Annotated in this window: 19 protein-coding genes and 1 pseudogene; 4 read left to right on the forward strand and 16 right to left on the reverse strand. The window is 56.6% G+C overall.

Going from position 1 to position 16,005, the window contains the following annotated elements; all coding sequences use genetic code 11:
- Positions 1–8: 8 nt before the first annotated feature.
- The 10 genes from minD to ACFDAU_RS00260 form a co-directional block, all read right to left on the reverse strand.
- A complete protein-coding gene (gene minD / locus ACFDAU_RS00215) occupies positions 9–824 on the reverse strand; it encodes a septum site-determining protein MinD (protein WP_124703687.1) in 816 nt (271 codons plus the stop codon).
- A gap of 49 nt (positions 825–873) precedes the next feature.
- The gene (minC, locus tag ACFDAU_RS00220; protein ID WP_413438033.1) at positions 874–1,623 is read right to left on the reverse strand and encodes a septum site-determining protein MinC; all 750 of its coding nucleotides are present in this window, start codon (positions 1,621–1,623) and stop codon (positions 874–876) included.
- A 208-nt stretch (positions 1,624–1,831) separates the two neighbouring features.
- Positions 1,832–2,320, reverse strand: a complete 489-nt coding sequence (locus ACFDAU_RS00225; RefSeq protein WP_413438034.1) for a glutaredoxin family protein — start codon at positions 2,318–2,320, stop codon at positions 1,832–1,834.
- 9 nt (positions 2,321–2,329) lie between these two features.
- A complete protein-coding gene (locus tag ACFDAU_RS00230; RefSeq protein WP_413438035.1) occupies positions 2,330–3,343 on the reverse strand; it encodes an alpha/beta hydrolase in 1,014 nt (337 codons plus the stop codon).
- A 63-nt stretch (positions 3,344–3,406) separates the two neighbouring features.
- Complete coding sequence (locus ACFDAU_RS00235; RefSeq protein WP_413438036.1) at positions 3,407–3,841, reverse strand: thioesterase family protein; 435 nt, start codon at positions 3,839–3,841, stop codon at positions 3,407–3,409.
- 23 nt (positions 3,842–3,864) lie between these two features.
- Positions 3,865–4,725, reverse strand: coding sequence for a DMT family transporter (locus tag ACFDAU_RS00240; protein WP_413438037.1), 861 nt, complete (start codon positions 4,723–4,725; stop codon positions 3,865–3,867).
- Positions 4,719–5,159, reverse strand: coding sequence for a DUF2628 domain-containing protein (locus ACFDAU_RS00245; RefSeq protein WP_413438038.1), 441 nt, complete (start codon positions 5,157–5,159; stop codon positions 4,719–4,721). The genes ACFDAU_RS00240 and ACFDAU_RS00245 overlap by 7 nt, the downstream gene beginning before the upstream one ends.
- A 76-nt stretch (positions 5,160–5,235) precedes the next feature.
- Positions 5,236–5,715: a DUF4188 domain-containing protein gene (locus ACFDAU_RS00250; RefSeq protein ID WP_413438039.1), complete on the reverse strand. Its 480-nt coding sequence runs from the start codon at positions 5,713–5,715 to the stop codon at positions 5,236–5,238.
- A gap of 66 nt (positions 5,716–5,781) precedes the next feature.
- Entirely contained in the window at positions 5,782–6,420 is a 639-nt protein-coding gene (locus ACFDAU_RS00255) for a glutathione S-transferase (RefSeq protein WP_413438040.1), read from the reverse strand.
- A gap of 130 nt (positions 6,421–6,550) precedes the next feature.
- Positions 6,551–7,375: a class I SAM-dependent methyltransferase gene (locus ACFDAU_RS00260; RefSeq protein ID WP_413438041.1), complete on the reverse strand. Its 825-nt coding sequence runs from the start codon at positions 7,373–7,375 to the stop codon at positions 6,551–6,553.
- Positions 7,376–7,553: 178 nt separating this feature from the next.
- Between ACFDAU_RS00260 and ACFDAU_RS00265 the strand changes: the two genes are divergently transcribed.
- Positions 7,554–8,051 (forward strand): hypothetical protein, encoded by a 498-nt coding sequence (locus ACFDAU_RS00265; RefSeq protein WP_413438042.1) that lies wholly within the window; start codon positions 7,554–7,556, stop codon positions 8,049–8,051.
- A gap of 36 nt (positions 8,052–8,087) precedes the next feature.
- Here ACFDAU_RS00265 and ACFDAU_RS00270 read toward each other — a convergent pair whose 3' ends face one another.
- A complete protein-coding gene (locus ACFDAU_RS00270; RefSeq protein ID WP_413438043.1) occupies positions 8,088–8,702 on the reverse strand; it encodes a PIN domain-containing protein in 615 nt (204 codons plus the stop codon).
- 126 nt (positions 8,703–8,828) lie between these two features.
- On the opposite strand from ACFDAU_RS00270, the pseudogene ACFDAU_RS00275 reads away from it, so the two are divergent.
- Positions 8,829–8,965 (forward strand): annotated as a pseudogene (locus ACFDAU_RS00275) (IS110 family transposase); the annotation flags it as partial.
- Positions 8,966–8,983: 18 nt separating this feature from the next.
- Positions 8,984–9,313 carry a transposase gene (locus tag ACFDAU_RS00280; RefSeq protein WP_413439563.1) on the forward strand — a complete coding sequence of 110 codons (330 nt, stop codon included), beginning with the start codon at positions 8,984–8,986 and terminating at the stop codon, positions 9,311–9,313.
- A 438-nt stretch (positions 9,314–9,751) separates the two neighbouring features.
- On the opposite strand, the gene ACFDAU_RS00285 is transcribed toward ACFDAU_RS00280, so the two are convergent.
- On the reverse strand, positions 9,752–10,432 hold the full coding sequence (locus tag ACFDAU_RS00285) for a hypothetical protein (protein WP_413438045.1): 681 nt from the start codon (positions 10,430–10,432) through the stop codon (positions 9,752–9,754).
- An 84-nt stretch (positions 10,433–10,516) separates the two neighbouring features.
- Positions 10,517–11,179, reverse strand: a complete 663-nt coding sequence (locus ACFDAU_RS00290; RefSeq protein ID WP_413438046.1) for a hypothetical protein — start codon at positions 11,177–11,179, stop codon at positions 10,517–10,519.
- 114 nt (positions 11,180–11,293) lie between these two features.
- Here ACFDAU_RS00290 and ACFDAU_RS00295 point away from each other — a divergent pair, with 114 nt between their 5' ends.
- Complete coding sequence (locus ACFDAU_RS00295; protein WP_413436705.1) at positions 11,294–12,808, forward strand: IS1182 family transposase; 1,515 nt, start codon at positions 11,294–11,296, stop codon at positions 12,806–12,808.
- Between the two features lie 236 nt (positions 12,809–13,044).
- On the opposite strand, the gene ACFDAU_RS00300 is transcribed toward ACFDAU_RS00295, so the two are convergent.
- From ACFDAU_RS00300 to ACFDAU_RS00310, 3 genes are all read right to left on the reverse strand, one after another.
- Positions 13,045–13,908, reverse strand: a complete 864-nt coding sequence (locus ACFDAU_RS00300; protein WP_413438047.1) for a hypothetical protein — start codon at positions 13,906–13,908, stop codon at positions 13,045–13,047.
- Between the two features lie 305 nt (positions 13,909–14,213).
- A complete protein-coding gene (locus tag ACFDAU_RS00305; RefSeq protein ID WP_413438048.1) occupies positions 14,214–14,495 on the reverse strand; it encodes a hypothetical protein in 282 nt (93 codons plus the stop codon).
- 211 nt (positions 14,496–14,706) lie between these two features.
- Positions 14,707–16,005 carry a dihydroorotase gene (locus ACFDAU_RS00310; RefSeq protein WP_413438049.1) on the reverse strand — a complete coding sequence of 433 codons (1,299 nt, stop codon included), beginning with the start codon at positions 16,003–16,005 and terminating at the stop codon, positions 14,707–14,709.

The raw sequence follows: 16,005 nt of genomic DNA on the forward strand, positions 1-16,005 counted from the left end.
TTACCCCCTTATTTGTTGCCGAAGAGGCGTTTGAGCAAGCCTGGCTTCTGGTAGTCGGTAAAGCGTAGCGGCTTGTCTTCACCGAGGAAGCGGGCGACCACGTCCTGATACGCCATGGCAACATCGGTGCCTTCCAGATGCACCGCCGGCACGCCCTGATTCGAACCGTGCAGCACCGATTCCGATTCGGGCACAACGCCGATCAGTTCAATGCGCAAAATTTCCTGGATATCGGTCAGCGACAGCATTTCGCCTTCGCTGACGCGTTTCGGGTTGTAACGCGTGATCAGCAAATGCTCCTTGACCGGATCCTTGCCTTCGATCGCGCGTTTGGTTTTGGACGACAGCATGCCGAGAATGCGGTCCGAATCGCGCACCGACGACACTTCCGGGTTGGTGACGATCAGCGCTTCGTCGGCGAAATGCATGGCCAGCAATGCGCCTGATTCGATACCCGCGGGCGAATCGCAGACGATGTATTCGAAGCCCATCCCCTGCAGATCGGTGATCACTTTTTCGACACCTTCGTGCGTCAGCGCGTCCTTGTCGCGCGTCTGCGACGCCGGCAGGATGAACAGGTTTTCGCACTTCTTGTCCTTGATCAGCGCCTGGTTGAGGTTGGCTTCCTCCTGGATCACGTTGATCAGGTCATACACCACGCGGCGCTCGCAGCCCATGATCAGATCGAGATTGCGCAGGCCGACGTCGAAGTCTATGACCGCTGTCTTGTGACCGCGCAATGCCAAACCCGCAGCGAAGCTGGCGCTGGTGGTGGTCTTGCCGACGCCGCCTTTGCCTGAGGTCACCACAATGATTTTTGTCATACCTTGCCCTTGTTAAATGGTTGGATTGGAGACGGGAGCCGTTGCATGCTCAGGTGAGGCGCAACGGCTCAATGATTAATTTTTCCTGATTCAGTCTAACCTGAACCGGTTTGCCCAGCACATTGTCGGGCAAAGGGTTTTCTGCTGTCCGGTAGATTCCTGCGACGGCAATCAGTTCGGGCTCGAAGCAGGTACAGAAAATGCGCGCCTCATGGTCGCCGTGCACCCCGGCCAGCGCGCGGCCGCGCAATGGCGCGTAGATGTGGATACTGCCTGCCGCGAGGACTTCAGCGCCGAAACTGACCAGGCCGAGCACCACCAGATCGCCGGAGGCATAAATCTGCTGACCGGAACGCAACGGTTTGTCGATCACCATGGTGGTGGCGGCTACCTTGGCAGTGCTTTCGACGGGAGGCGGAGACGGCGGTGTTGCGGGTGGTGCGTCAGGTATGTCGGGCGCAATGGCCGGTTTGCCGGCGTCGCGCCGCTCGCGCAATTCAACGAAGGGCAGGTTGCCCTTCCCTGCCCATTCCTGCTGCGCCTCGGTGGCGACGATGCCGATCGGGCGCAAGCGGAATTCGTTTAACAGCACGGCGACCTCGTCGACCGGTATCCGCTCGTTTTCAAGACGCCGCAGATCGATGGCGACCACATCGTTGGCGAAAAATCCGGGCGTCGCCTCGTAGCGGCGCGCCAACTCGGCGCGAAGCTCCGAGAGATCGGTTGATTTGACGATGAAAAGAAGGGTATCGACGGTGCTGTTGCGCAGCTCAAAATAAGGCAGTTTTTTGTGCGACATAAGCTGTATGCAGTAAGTTTTGCGTATTTTACCGCGTTCAGGGTGCCCTTGTTAGCCGCATTTGCATCCCCGTTCCTCTTGCCGTGGCAAGTGCAAAAGGCTATTCAGCGTGAATGTCGGGACGATTTGCCAGGGATCGATAATGTCTCGGGCGCATCCAGCTGCCCGCCATGGGCTTGATGAAGGCGGGTTACGCAGATTTCCTGCCCTACTTCCGGCTGGCAAAGAGCTCATCATAGGCCGACGGCGAGAAGCCCTGAACGTGCTGGCCGGATGCGACCAGCAACGGTATGCCCTTGCCGCCGCCGGCCTGGACGTAAGCCGTCATGCCTTCGCGGGTGTCAATGTCGAAATCCTGGTACGCGATATTTTTGCTTGCCAGGTAGGCCTTGGCTTGCTTGCAGTATCCGCACCATTTTGCCGAGTACAAAACAACGCCAGCCGATGCGGCAGTCGCCGACGAAGCTTGCGTCCGGCGTAACTGCTCGGCATAGGAAGAGGCCGAAGCCGGCAATGCCGTGCTCGGCAGATTGGTGAACTGCATGGTCTTTTCGATTCGAGCCCCGACCGGCGGGTGATCGCTGTAGACAACCTTCCCGTCAGGCCCGATGGATTTGTACAGGCTCTGTGCGACAGAAGAGGTCGTCACCGCAATGCCACAAAGGAGAAGAAAAATGATCTGGGAGATATGTTTCATGAGCCGGGCCTATGGTTGGGGTTGGATCGAGTGAACTGTTAAGTTTGACGTGCCCGATTGATTCGCCAGCTTGCGCATTACAGACGCATCCAGCGAGCCCATGAATGACTCGACTGCGTCGGTATAGGCCCCTGCGGCGCTTAACTGTTGATTGATTTCCTTGTGTGATAAATCCTGCTCCAAAACACTGGCACGCACCTTTAACGATGCGGCCTTGGCGGCAAATTCGTGCGCCTGCTGGCATGAGTCGCTACGGCGAGTTGAGCACACCGCCAGAAATGGGAACGCATTCGCAGCGAGCGCATGATAGGGCGACACTTTTTCCCAATAGCTGGCATCGCTACCAAAGGCTTGGTCATAAAGACGAAGGTGCCGCGCTTCCATGGTCTGTACAACATCGAGGGTCGCACTGTCGAGAGAGATCGTGCCTAACCAGGGGCGCGCGCCCATGCGCAAGGCCATTGTCGGCGACGCGGTCAGGAGGGCGACAAGATGCGCCCCAGCTGAATGACCCATCAGAATAAACTTCGTGGGATCGCCTCCCCAGCTAGCCGCCTTGTCTTGGGCTGTGGCCAGTGCGTGCGCGATATCCTGCGCTTGTTGCAAAGGATCGGCCTTGGGAAGCAGACGGTAATTGGTCGAGATGAAAATAAACCCCCTGGATACCCAGCGGGTCATCTTGTTTTCCACTACGGTTTTTGAGCTTTTGTCGCCGCGGCGCCAGCCACCTCCGTGCACCATGAAAATCACCGGAGCACCTGCCGCCTGTCTGGGTAGATAAACGTCCATACGCTGTTGTTCATCTTTGCCGTAGGGCACATCTCGCAACAGTTGCGCCCCAGCGGGTAGAGGCACACTGCCGGAAGCATCGTCCTCCTCGATGTTTCCTGAGTGTTCAGCTATATAGCGTTCCATGATGCGGTCACGTATCGACCCGGCATACGCCAGCTGTCCCATGAATATCAGTACGATCGCCAATGAAAAGGCGCGAAACAATCTGTGCGGTTCGTCAACTGGCGGCATTCTTTTCCCCTTCCCTGAATCAAGCTTGTTGAGGCGTATGTTTAGCAGACTGGCCCCTGCGAACTAACGTTGGAATGAGTTGTCCCGCATTTTTTCGCCCAGCTTCGCAGTAAACCGTTCCCTGTTGATTACGAACCGTTCGTGCCGTCCTTTAGAAATTAAATCCACCCCGTCGTGAGCCTCCACGGCAAAAACAAGTTTTCTTCCGTCGACAGCGATCAGCTCTACGGTAGCGGTGACCTCCAGGCCCGGTGGCGTGGCGGCTACATGGCTTACGTCAATGTGCGTCCCGACTGTTTGTTCGTCTGGCCAGTCAATATGCGGGTTGATCGCCTTGATACAGGCCCATTCGAGCAAACCCACCAGGAAACCGGTGGCAAAGACTTCAGGCATCGCCACAAACTCCGCCGATTCCGGATACAGCGCCGGTACGGTTTTCGATATTGGCACGATGAACTTGTGTTCGTAGCGGATGCCGGGTTGCAGGGTGTCTTTCAATGGAATCTCCTGTCGCGCATCAGTCAGATGGCATTGTGTTTTTCAAGAATGACCAGGGCGATTCCGCCGAGAATCGCCAGCGAGGCCAATACCAGGCGCGGGGATAAGGGCTCGCCAAGCAACATGATGCCACCCAACGCCGCGATGACCGGGACACTCAGTTGCACGGTGGCGGCACTCGTGGCTTTCAGTGCCGGCAATACGGTATACCAGATGGCATAGCCTATTCCGGAAGCCAGCGCGCCTGAAGAAGCCGCGTACCAGAATCCGGCAATATCCCATGAGGCGCCGTTGAGCATGAGTGCGCTCAGTATGATAGAGATCGGTGCAGCGCGCAGGAAATTACCCGCCGTTATGCTGGCGGGATCACCCGCGCCTTTGCCGCGCAAGGAATAGACTCCCCATGCCACCCCGGCACCCAGCATCAATATGGAACCATACAGGGGCGGTGCCGAGAGACCCGGCAGCAACAGGCCAACAATTCCCCCGAAAGCGAGCACCAGTCCGACGAGTTGCAGTCTGCGCAGGCGCTCTCCGGCCCAGATGCCATGGCCGATCATCGTCGCCTGCACTGCACCAAACAGCAGTAGCGCACCGGTCGCCGCAGGCAGGCTCACATAGGCAAAAGAAAAGCCGGCGGCATAAATAAACAACGCAACAGCCGACAGCCAGTTGCCCTTGCCGCCAGGTGGGGTGCGCCGCATCCGCACCAACAGCCAGAGCATCACGGCGCCGGAGACCAGACGAATGGCCGTAAAGCTGGCCGCATCGATGCTGGTATGTTTGAGGGCAGCCCGGCACAGCAGCGAATTGCCGGCAAACGCGATCATGGCGAGCACGGTCAGGGCAATTGTGCGTGTAAGCGCAGGCTTAACCACTACCACCAGCCGTTTTCATCCAAAACCATTTTCTTGTAGTAATCGATATTCGCACGCATTGCGAACACGGCGCTCACGCCGTAGCCAAGCGCGTTCGCGATCTTGCCCAACCCGAAATACTCAAGTGCGATGCTCAGCACGATCACGACCAGCACGCACGCCAATAAAAGGGCGAGACTTTTCTTCCACATGCCTTTGGCTATGTAGTAAACCGGGCCGAAGAGGAACGCGAGAACGTTAAAACCATAGGCTTTGCGCCGTTCATTCTTTGGCAGAGCCTTCAGGTTTGGAAACTTGACGCCGCCGGCATGCGCGATGGCCTTGAATCGATCTTTCCATTTTTCAGAAACCGGAAGCGCCTCGATCGATTCATCTGAATGATCTTCCTCAATGTCGTCCACTTTCGCCACAGGGGGCGCGTAGGGGTTGTGCGACTGCATCGGGTTCTCCTCGGGAGGGTGTGTTTAATGTTTGAATTTAGCGACGCAGCTTAGCGCGTCCCGCATGACTGAATGTTCAGGATGGATTCTGATGCGCATTCAATCGGCCCGCCGCAGACTGCCGGCCACCCGATGCTACCTGTACCGACCCTGCCCTGCCAAGACCGAACAGCGGCATGTTGACGTAGATGCTTTCGTACGTGCCGGGCGAGGCCGCATAGGTTTCATGCCAGATTCCTACCGTGCCATCTGTGCCGATGGCCTTGTTGAACGATTGCCACGCGGGCAGATGTTGAGCCTCCTTGTTCCGGGCATAGGCCAGGAGCTGCTCCATGGAGCGCCAGTACTGAACCTGAATGATGGTGCGCGAGAACCACATTTCCGCGTGGATGAAGCCCAATTCGGGCTGGTGGTATAGCTCCTTGAGCATGCGCGGCATCGCAGCGGCGACCGGCAGCCATTTATGGATTTTCAGCGGATTGTTGATGCGCATGCCGATCAGAAAGACAACAAAGTCGCCTTCCAGGCTGGCGGTCAGTCGTTCTCGACGAATCATAAGCTATGGCTCCTGATGTGGGCGATGATTGGCCCGGCCTGCCGGGAAAGGCCGAGCGATAAAAGTTTAGCCAGCCTGTGGATAGGTGCTGTCGCCATGCGGTGCAGCCCTGAACTCAGGCAGCAGCTCGGCGTGCGACGAGAGCGCGCACAGGTTCGGATAGCCCGCAGCGCTGACGATCTCGGGGAGCGTCATTTGAGTAAAGTGCCATGCGACCGCAGTGCTGACGCCCGCCTGGCCGATTGTTCCGCTATCGATCGCCAGCGGCTTGTGATCAAGCTCAGCCTCCAGCGCCCCATATGCCGCGAGGAGCTGGCCTGTCACGCGCGCTACCCAGGGTTCGTGCAACTTCTCAGCGGGCCGCAGGTTGCGTTCATAGATGATCTGGACACTCTTCTCGCAAGCGGCAAGGGCGAGGCCAATCACGCGGAGCGCGTGCTGGCGCTCCGATAGGTGGATGGGCATAAGACTCTTGCGCGGGGCGGCAAGCGCCTCGGCATACTCGAGGATGAGCGTCGAATCCATCAGAACCTCGCCGTCATCGCACACGAGTGACGGAGCTTTGACTACAGGGTTGATCTGTTGAAATTGTGCGAACGTGCTGAAGACAGAGACCGATCGGTGCTCGAAACGCAGACCGAGCAGTTGTAGCGATATCGCAACACGGCGGACGTAGGGGGAATCGAGCATTCCGATGAGTTGCATGACGCCTCCGGCTCGTGTTGGTGGCTAATGAAGCTGCAGAAAAACCCCACCCTACCCGGAACAAACCGCCCCATCAAGTCTCGACGCCTGACATATCAACAAGAGGCGAGGCCGCCATGTGGCAACGGGATCACTCTCTTCGCTCGGCCATGATAATGTGAGCCTGGATCTTGCCGTCGACCTGGCCGTGCCCGAATCTTTTGGCGATGGCGCTTTCGGCAACATTCGTCGCCTGGCCGAGAAGAGACCGGTTCCGCGCTTCGATCTCATTGCGGAGAGGGGTGCCCTGGCAGTAAGCCAGGGCCGGGATTCTTGCAGACTCCGCGATGCTTCTTGCTGCAATCGTATCGACGCGGGGCGCCGTGACGAAGCCACCATTCCGCAGGTCTGTTTGAATGGTGGCAACGTCGTAGTAGCCATGGGGAGTACGGGCCATGAAACGCAGGGGATCGTCGGGAAAGAGCGGCTCGAGAGCCGCTGCCACCGTGTCAGCGAATTCGTTCTCCTCGATTCGATCCCATACGCTAAAGAGCAGCACGCCGCCTGCTTTCAGAACCCGGCGCGCCTCCGAGAAAGCTTTTGCCTTGTCGGGAAAGAACATCACCCCAAATTGACACACCACTGCGTCAAACGATTCGTCCGCGAAGGGTAGTTGCATGGCATCAGCCTGCCGCCACTCGACCGGACGTGACGTTCCCACCTCGGAGGCCAGGTCCAGCATAGGCTGATTCAGGTCTGTGGCCACAATCGATACATCGTCAGGCAAGAGTGAGGCAAGATGGCGTGTAACAACGCCAGTGCCAGCGGCAACTTCAAGTACCCGGGCAAGCTTCCGGGAGGCCAATCGCTGCGCGAGCCCCTTGGCGTACTGCTCAAAGATGAGTGGAACGAGATACGCTTCGTAAAGCCTGGGGATTGAGCCGGCGAAGACTTCATCAGACTGGGGGTTGCTCATCTCAGGCTCCTTTGCATGCGGTGATCATCCTGCGCTGGAGGGATTTTGCTTGGCCGGGGAAGGGAAGTCCATAGAGAGGGGTTAGGTTTCACTTAGCAAGCGCTTGACAAGCACATAGTAAGCGCTTAAAGTGCTTTTCACGCGCTGTCTGAGCGTGTGTAACAAGCAAGGGACGACCATGAAGACCATTGAAGTTGAAGACGACATTTACGGCTACATAGCTGCGCAAACCAAGGAGATCGGCGAGCCCGCGACGAGCATTCTTCGCAGGCTGCTTGGCGTGCCCGCTAGCGCCCAACCCGCCCAGGCTGCCAAGGCGGTATTTGCCGCGCAGCCGCACGAATTGGCATTGCTACTTGCAGAGCCTATGTTCACTAGCTCGACAACGGCAGTGGCCAGGATGCTCAGAATCTTTAAGGAGGTTCATACGCAGAAGAAGCAGGACTTCGAGAAGGTGCTCCAGATTCAGGGCCGCAACAGAGCCTACTTTGCACAGAGCGAGCAAGAGATTCTGAAATCGGGGAAAAGCACCCAGCCGCGCGAGATTGAAGGTACTGGGTTCTGGGTCATGACAAACTCCCCGACCCAGCAGAAGCAGCAGATGGTGCGCGAAGTGCTCGAAGTGCTTGGGTACAGCCAAGCGGCCGTTAAGGCGGCAGTGGCGGTGATTCAGTAACCGTCCACAAGCCGCGTTGTTCTGCGAGGTCGACCGCTATGTTAGCGGTTCGGCTGGCAAGGCATAGGATACCTTGGTTCCCTCAACCTTGACGACGCCACGCTTACACAGCGCGGCAAACAATGCGGCAAGCTGTTGCTCGGACAACTCCTTTTTGAACAGTGCGTGAAGGGTGCTCAGCAAGGTCTTTTGGGTTCTTGGCTTCGATGCTTTGCGACGAATTAGGTCTGCAATCACGGCTTCGACTTGGGCCTCTGGCGCTGCAGGAAGCACAGGCTTGAAATAGGGAATGTCTGCAATGCATATAGATCGCTGGGCAAAAATCCTTTTCCCTTTGAGATATTTCAGCAGCGAATCAAACCCCGTGTCTTTCGAGATGACATGGAAGAAGGCGGTGGGTTCCGTCGCTGACAAAACCCCGATGTAATAGGCAATGTGAAAGTCGAGAGCATTGTTTCCGGCTGTTTCGAGAACGATGTATTCGGCGTTGTCGCCCAGCGATTGAAGGGCGGCTGCTAATGAAATGGGAATTTTGGATTGGTTGGGGCCGAGAAAAACTTTGACCTTGAACGGCCCGTCTTTGAGCAAGCCGATGTCCTTTGGCTGGACATTCTCAAAATCGACGAGGACGAAGTTGGTGCGCGTTGTCACTGGTGAACCTTAACGAATGAAAGGGACTTCCCCGTCCCGAGGCTGCGGCGAAGTTACTGCGAACGGCATCAAAAGCGTCATGATGGAACTTCTCGATTTCATCAACACCACCAGAAGAGGAAAGCCATGAGTATTATCACCATCGGCATTGAACTCGCCAAGACAATTTTCGCCGTTCACGGCGTGAATGAAAGCAGCAAGGCAGCGCTGATCCAACCCAAAATCCAGCGCAGCCAGCTCAGCCGCTGATTGCCAGCATTCCCGGCATAGGCGAAGCCACCGTGGCAAAGCTGCTGGCTTATGCGGGGGATGTTCGGCGCTTTGCCAACGCCAAGGCGCTGGCGGCCTTCATCGGAATATGCCCGCGTCAGCGTCAGTCGGGGAGTTCGATCAAGGGGCGCACGATGATCTCTCGCACCAGCCATGCCGCGCTGCGCAAAGCCTTGTATATGCCGGGGCTGGTGGCGTTGCGCCACAACCCAATCTTGCAAGGGATGAAAGCGAACGGCCTGGCACCGAAGGCGGTGGTGGGGGCAGCGATGCGCAAGCTTGCGCATTTGATCTACGGGGTAGTGAAGTCAGGCAAGCCGTTTGATGCAAATTCGCTATGAACAGGGTTGCAATTCAAGACGGTATCTGACCCTGGCTTTCCTAATCTCAGGCGCCTTTGCATGCGGTGATCATCCTGCGCTGGATGGATTTTGCTTGACGGGTGTGGGAAGTCCGTAGAGCCGGGTTAAAGCGCGATGCAGCTAGCGGGTTTAGGAATGGTTTATCCATGCGAAGATTCCGACTATGAGAACGATCGTTAGAGTTCCACCAAATAAACTCACGAGGGGCTGACTGGTATCGCCAATCTTTGGCTTGCAACGCCCGAACGTAATGATTGCGATATAAAACCTCCCAAGATGAAAGGCCACAACTTCGGATAGAAAATTAAAAACGGCATCAAGCATCTTGGGTTGCGCTCTAACGTGCTAGCTCAGAGGCGCGGAGCCGGCTTGCCGGCGTAGCGTCCCTCTGGAGCGGCGGGTTGGACGACAAATCGCTCACTTCAGGTAGTCCGCACAGAACTTCTGCACAAATAGGAGCATGTGCTTCACTTGCGACTCATCGTATTTGTCAAAATGGCCATGCGCTGCGTCGTTACGCAGATTGGCCCATGAAGTAATCTGCTTCTGCACCAGCGGCCCATACACGCCTTGCTTAGTAACGGCCGCATTCAGTGGATCCAGCGTCAGGGGTTTGCCTTTTGGCCCAACGACAGAAATGTTGCTCGCCTCGGCGATCTTGCGGAGTGAATCTTCGAGGACTGCCCCGAGAATTACCGCAGCTGCATCTTTGTACCCCTCGTTGAGAATATGTTCGGCCATTTCCAGAAAGTCCGCGAACACTTCCGCCTGAGCGAGGCTCTTAAAGTTCGAGAGCATTCCAGATTCAAGGTCACTCGCGACTGCTTTAAGGATGCCGGCAACATCGCTGACGTGGCGATAGTGGTTGCTGTGCATTGAGTTAAATGCGGGAATGCGGATTGCAGCTTGGAACGTGGCGAAATAGTGACTGTCAGCTCCATATAGTTTCGTGATGAGTTGCCCACCTCTAGCCACTACTCCAAGTAGCTCCTGGACTCGTTGGTGCGGGAGGTTGCTTGCTGCAGCCGACGCGTCAGCGGAGAGCTTTTCCGCGATCTCAATCAGCGTTTGCACTTCTTTCGTGATGATCGGGTTCATGGTTATCTTGTCGTCCAACATAAAAGTGAGGGGCCGTGCGCTTTTGCGCAGCCCCTCTCGACTGCCGGGTTGGAGCCTTTACGCTCACCCAAGAACCAGCCTATTTTCAAGAACGAACTCTTCGATTTCTCGAATCACCCGGTTCGTAATTTCTGGCGTAACCTTCTCCCAGTTTGCGCCGTGAGCCGCATCGTTTCGGTAGTCTGCCCAAGAAGCGATGCGGCGCTCTACCGGAAGATCGATGGCACCTTGCGCGCGCAACTCGCTTGCAAATTTTCCGATTGATCTTTGTTTTTCAGGAATGTTAATACCCTTCTCTTCGCACCAGTTGCGGAGAAATTCCTCGACACCAGCGCAAGCCACAATTACGGCGGCAGCAGGATGCACCCCTTTAGTACGGGAAAGTTTTCTCGCCTGTGTGAGGATTTCAGATACGACTACCGCCTCAACTTCGTGCCGAATGTTAACGAGATGGCCTTTAGAGAGATCGAGGTGAAACGCCTGGAGAACCCCTGCAACAGCGAAGAACTGCGATACGGAGGTTTTTTGTTTGAGCGCGTTGCGCATGCTTTCGGAATAGACCGACTTGGGGCCGGCAACACTCTGAAATAGGTTGGCTCCACGAGAGGCAAGATTGCTGACATCAAACTGAGAAACGCCAGCAGTGGCTCGGTTCTTCTCGATCTTCCGGACTTCCTCCAATAGTTCGACAGACCTGTCGATAAGTTTCTTCGTTTCGTCGTGCATATGAGGTTCCGTGGTTAAGGTTCCCAACGAAGCTGTATAAAAACCCCATTCTGCCCTGAACGATTCACCCGGACAAGGTCGAAGAAATAATCGCGATAACCACAGGAAATGCACATGGCCCGCTACAAGATCATTGATCGCAGTCCGCGATTTCTACCGGTGGTGTTGGATGCGCAATTGATGAGCGGCAGCTTCGAATACGCCTTGGACTACCTGATCGACCACGAGCTCGATCTTGGCGCCCTGGATCGCCGCTACCGCAACGACGACACCGGCAGCACCGCCTACGACCCCCGCGTCCTACTCAAGATCATCCTGCTCGCCTACAGCCGCGGCATGATCAGCAGCCGCAATATAGAGCGCGCCTGCCGCGAGAATGTCCTGTTTATGGCCATCTCCGGCGATTGCGCCCCGCAATTCACCACCCTGGCCAAATTCGTGCGCGAACTGCGCAGCGAAATCACCGAGCTGTTCACCCAAGTGCTCCTGACCTGTGATGCGCAAGGCTTGATCGGTCGCCAGATGTTTGCCATCGACGGCGTCAAGCTGCCCAGCAATGCCGCCAAGAAACGCAGTGGCACCCACGCCGAGCTGGCACGCCAAGCTGAGCGTATGGAAGCCGCAGTGGCCACGATCCTCACCACGCACCAAAGCCGCGATGAAACCAACGCAGTCGAGGACAACGAGCTTGATGTGCAACGCACCCAGAAACTCGCCACTGAAGCCGCGCGCATCCGCGCCTTTCTGGCCAAGCATAAGGAACGCCGCTCGCGTAAAGGCGCGATTCGTAAAAGCAACACGACGGACAATGACAGCGCCAAAATGGCCACCTCCAAAGGCGTGATCCAAGGCTTCACCGGTGTTGCCGCCGTCGACAGCCAACATCAAATCATTGTGGCCGCCACCGCCCTGGGCTCGGGTAGCGAGCAAGAAATCCTGCTGCCGATGATAGAGCGAACCCAGCCTTATCGCACGGCGCAAACCCTGATTACGGCGGATGCGGGCTACCACTCCGAAGCCAACCTCAAGCAATTGCACGAGCAAGGTATTCCGGCATTGATTGCCGATGGCTTGATGCGTAAGCGCGATCCGCGCTTAGTGGCTCAAGCCAGCCACCAGACCAAACCGCACCCTTTGCACGACAAGCGCCCACCCAAGCCGGACGGCAAGTTTCAACCTAAAGACTTCGACTACGACCCCGTCGCACAAACCTGCATCTGCCCTGCCGGGCAATCGCTCTACTCCAGCGGAAGTCATTGCACCACCCATGGCCGCACGCATCACAAGTTTCAGGGGAGCCAACGCAGTTGTGGGCCTTGCGACTTGCGTCAACGCTGCTTACGCCACCCCGAGAGAACGCGCACACGCCAAGTGGCGTTCTTCCAGAAACAGCAAGCCTCGCCGCTGCCCCACACCGAGCGCATGAAACAAGCGATTGATAGCGCCGAAGGACGTAAACGCTATGGGCAAAGAATGGCCACGGTGGAACCGGTGTTTGGCAACCTGCGCAGCAACAAGCGACTCGATCGTTTCACGCTGCGCGGTCAGGAGAAGGTGAATACGCAATGGCATCTCTTCTGTTTGGTGCACAACATCGAGAAGCTGGCGCATCACGGCTATGGGCGGTAGCCAACGATAGAAGGGGCATCATGCCCGCTATTCTGTAAGTCGAGTGGGTCAGTCGACCGCATTCTCTGAAGTGAAAATCACAAAACTATTTGTGTGCTGGCGCGGAATCGCTGCGGCGAGAAAATTCGCCTCAAAGAAATCTGAAAAGGGGTTTTTATACAGCTTGAACGTTTGAATTCACCGGCCTGCGCGGTTTTTCGCGCAGGTCCGGTGGAATGATGGGTTGGGCGTCACTGTCACTCCTTCTTAGAGCCGATTGGCGGGAACACCGGCTTGGTTTCTATTGATGTCGTAAATTCAGGGGTGGAGTAGATATATCGAAGCTCTATGCCCTGTTTTTGAAACAAAAGCAGCGCCCCTTCAGAACTTGCAATTACCGTAGCCATACCAGTGAAGTCCTTTGTCATTGTCATCTGCGGCTCTTGATCTCGCAACAAACTTGCGCGCATGCCCCCCATGAAAAACGCCACGATAATGAGAGCTGCCGTGATTGTTACAAACGCAGCTGATGCCGCACGTCCTGAGCGCGCGGGACGCTTTTTGATTTTTCTGGAAAAGGTGCTTGGACTTGGTTGAAGAAAGAATCCAGATCGGACAAGCCCGGACAGGAGGACTAATACTATTGACATGCAGAGCCCAACACCGGAAATCCAAGTAATCGTAAATTTCACGTATATCCCCAACATCAGTAGAAGAAACAAAAATGCTTGAATAGCAATCCAAATGTGTCCTTCCCACTTGATGGTCTGGGTATGCGATCGGACGAAGCGGCGCTGATGTGTCCAATCCATTTTTCGGCTGAATCCGCGTTCCAGCCGATCGGTTAAGGCGAGAAAGGGAAGGATACCGAGCTGCAATATCGAAGTTAATACCCGCGCAAAAACCGCGCAAAAAAACATATAAAACAGAAATGTAGCGGTCACTCCTTTGGCGAGCGGCATTCCGGCTACTGCCACGATCTGGAGTGGAACTTTCATCAAAAAGCCAGCGTAGTGCGCTAGCGATAGAGAAATGATTGCTAGGACGCCCCCGAGCACCGATGCTTTGTGATGCCACACTTCATAGAACCAGGTGCGGCCGGGCGGGAATGTGAATTGCATGCGAGGAATATTCCTATGACGCCCAACGTAAAAGTAAGGGGCTGCGCGAGGGTTTCTTCGCGCAGCCCCTCTTGACTGCCGGGTTAGGAGTGACGCTCACCACGGTGTAAGACTAGGTGCATCTCTTTCAGCACAACATGTTTCTTTACACTTGGGACAGTAGCATTGCCGAATACATCCGCCAGAACCTTTGGGTGCAGGCGCGGGGTGGCAGTTTCCCTCGGCGGAGTATTCGTGGAGGCAATGCGGGCAGGTAACAATGCCATCTTCGTTGATTGTACATTCTGACATGCGACTCCCCCTCGTTATGAACAAGCCTTGTTGAACTCTTCCAGCAACTTTCCATATGCGGCAGACATATTATCCATATGGGTCTGAGCCGCAGTGTAACGCTCAGCATGGTCTTCCATCAGTCTTTCAAACTCCTGAGCAGCTTTGGATACAGGGAATCCGGTCGTTCTAAAGCTGTCAACAAGAGCTTTTCTTGATTGTTGTAACAGCGCCCAGCATTCGTGCGCATGAACTGCGGACTGGCGAGCTTGCTCCCATATTGTTTTTGCTTGTGCGACTTGCTCACGGGTAATCATGGGGAACTCCTAACGTAATATAGAAAACTATTTCATAGCGGAAGAAAGTCGCCTAAAACTAAGATCGTCGTCAAGTAACATAATGAATCGTTTTTTTCATTGAGTTAGCAGATCTTCAGGCTGGACTATTAATAATAGGGCAACCTAAAAATTCACGGATGAAAGCTGAAGTCGTTTTACAAGATCCACCCAGGTTGCCCGACCCTGATCGCTACTTCCGCCCCTGACCATTCTCCCCCGCCTCAAACACCACATGCCCCTCCACCAGCGTGGCCGTTACCTTCCCCTGCATTTCATAACCCAAAAACGGTGTGTTCTTGCCCTGGCTTTTGAGTACGCTGGATGCGACTATCCACGTGGCTTCAGGGTCGAACACGCAGATGTCTGCAGCGTGGCCGATGGCCAGGTGCCCGGCGTCGAGGCCGAGGATATGGGCGGGCTGATGGGTGATGCGCGCCAGCGCCTGGCTGAGTGGGATGTCGTTTTCGCGCGCCCATTTCAGCGTCAAAGGCAACAATAGTTCCAGCCCGGTGGCGCCGGGTTCGGATTCGCCGAAGGGCATTTGCTTGCCGTCTTCGTCCACCGGGGTGTGGTCGGAGCACAGCGCGTCCACGGTGCCATCGGCGAGCGCGGCGCGGATGGCATCGCGGTCGCGCAGGCTGCGCAGCGGGGGCACGAGATGGTGGTTGGTGTCGAAATAGCCGATGTCCATTTCGCTGAGGTGGACGTGGTTGATGCCGACGTCGCAGCTTACGTTGAGGCCTTCGGCCTTGGCGGTGCGCACCATCGCCAGACTCTCGGCGGCGGAAAGACGGCACAGGTGCACGCGCGCGCCGGTTTCCCTGGCCAGCAGCAGGATGGTGGCGAGCGCCACGGTCTCCGCACTGGTGGGGATGGCGGGCAAACCCAGGCGCGTGGCGACAAAGCCGTCGTGCGCCACGCCGCCTTTGGCGAGGTAGGCGTCCTGCGGGCGCAGCCACACAGTAAATCCGAAGGTGGCGGCGTATTCCAGCGCGCGCACCAGCACCTGGGTGTCGGTAATGGGGGCGTCGGCCTGGGAGAAGCCCACGCAGCCGGCGTCGCGCAGCTCGGCCATTTCGGTGAGGCGCGCGCCTTCCAGTTTCTGGGTCAGCGCGCCGATCGGATAGACCCGTGCCTGGTTGAGATTCTGGGCGCGGAACTTGAGCATTTCCACCAGGCCGGGTTCGTCCAGCGGCGGGTCGGTGTCGGGCGGGCAGGCCAGGCTGGTGATGCCGCCGGCGCACGCGGCATCCATTTCCGATTCGAGCGTGGCCTTGTATTCAAAGCCCGGCTCGCGCAGGCGCGCGGCGAGATCGACCAGGCCGGGGCAGACGATGCAGTGACTGGCGTCGATCACGCGGTTGGCGTGAAAGTCCTTGGGTGCGTTGCCGATGGCAGCGATTTTGCCGGCTGCGATATAGAGGTCGGCGTGGGTGTCGAGTCCGTGCTTGGGGTCGATCAGGCGGCCGTTCTTGATGTGAATTTTCAT

The sequence above is a fragment of the Sulfuriferula sp. GW1 genome (assembly GCF_047300855.1).
GTDB lineage: Bacteria > Pseudomonadota > Gammaproteobacteria > Burkholderiales > Sulfuriferulaceae > Sulfuriferula.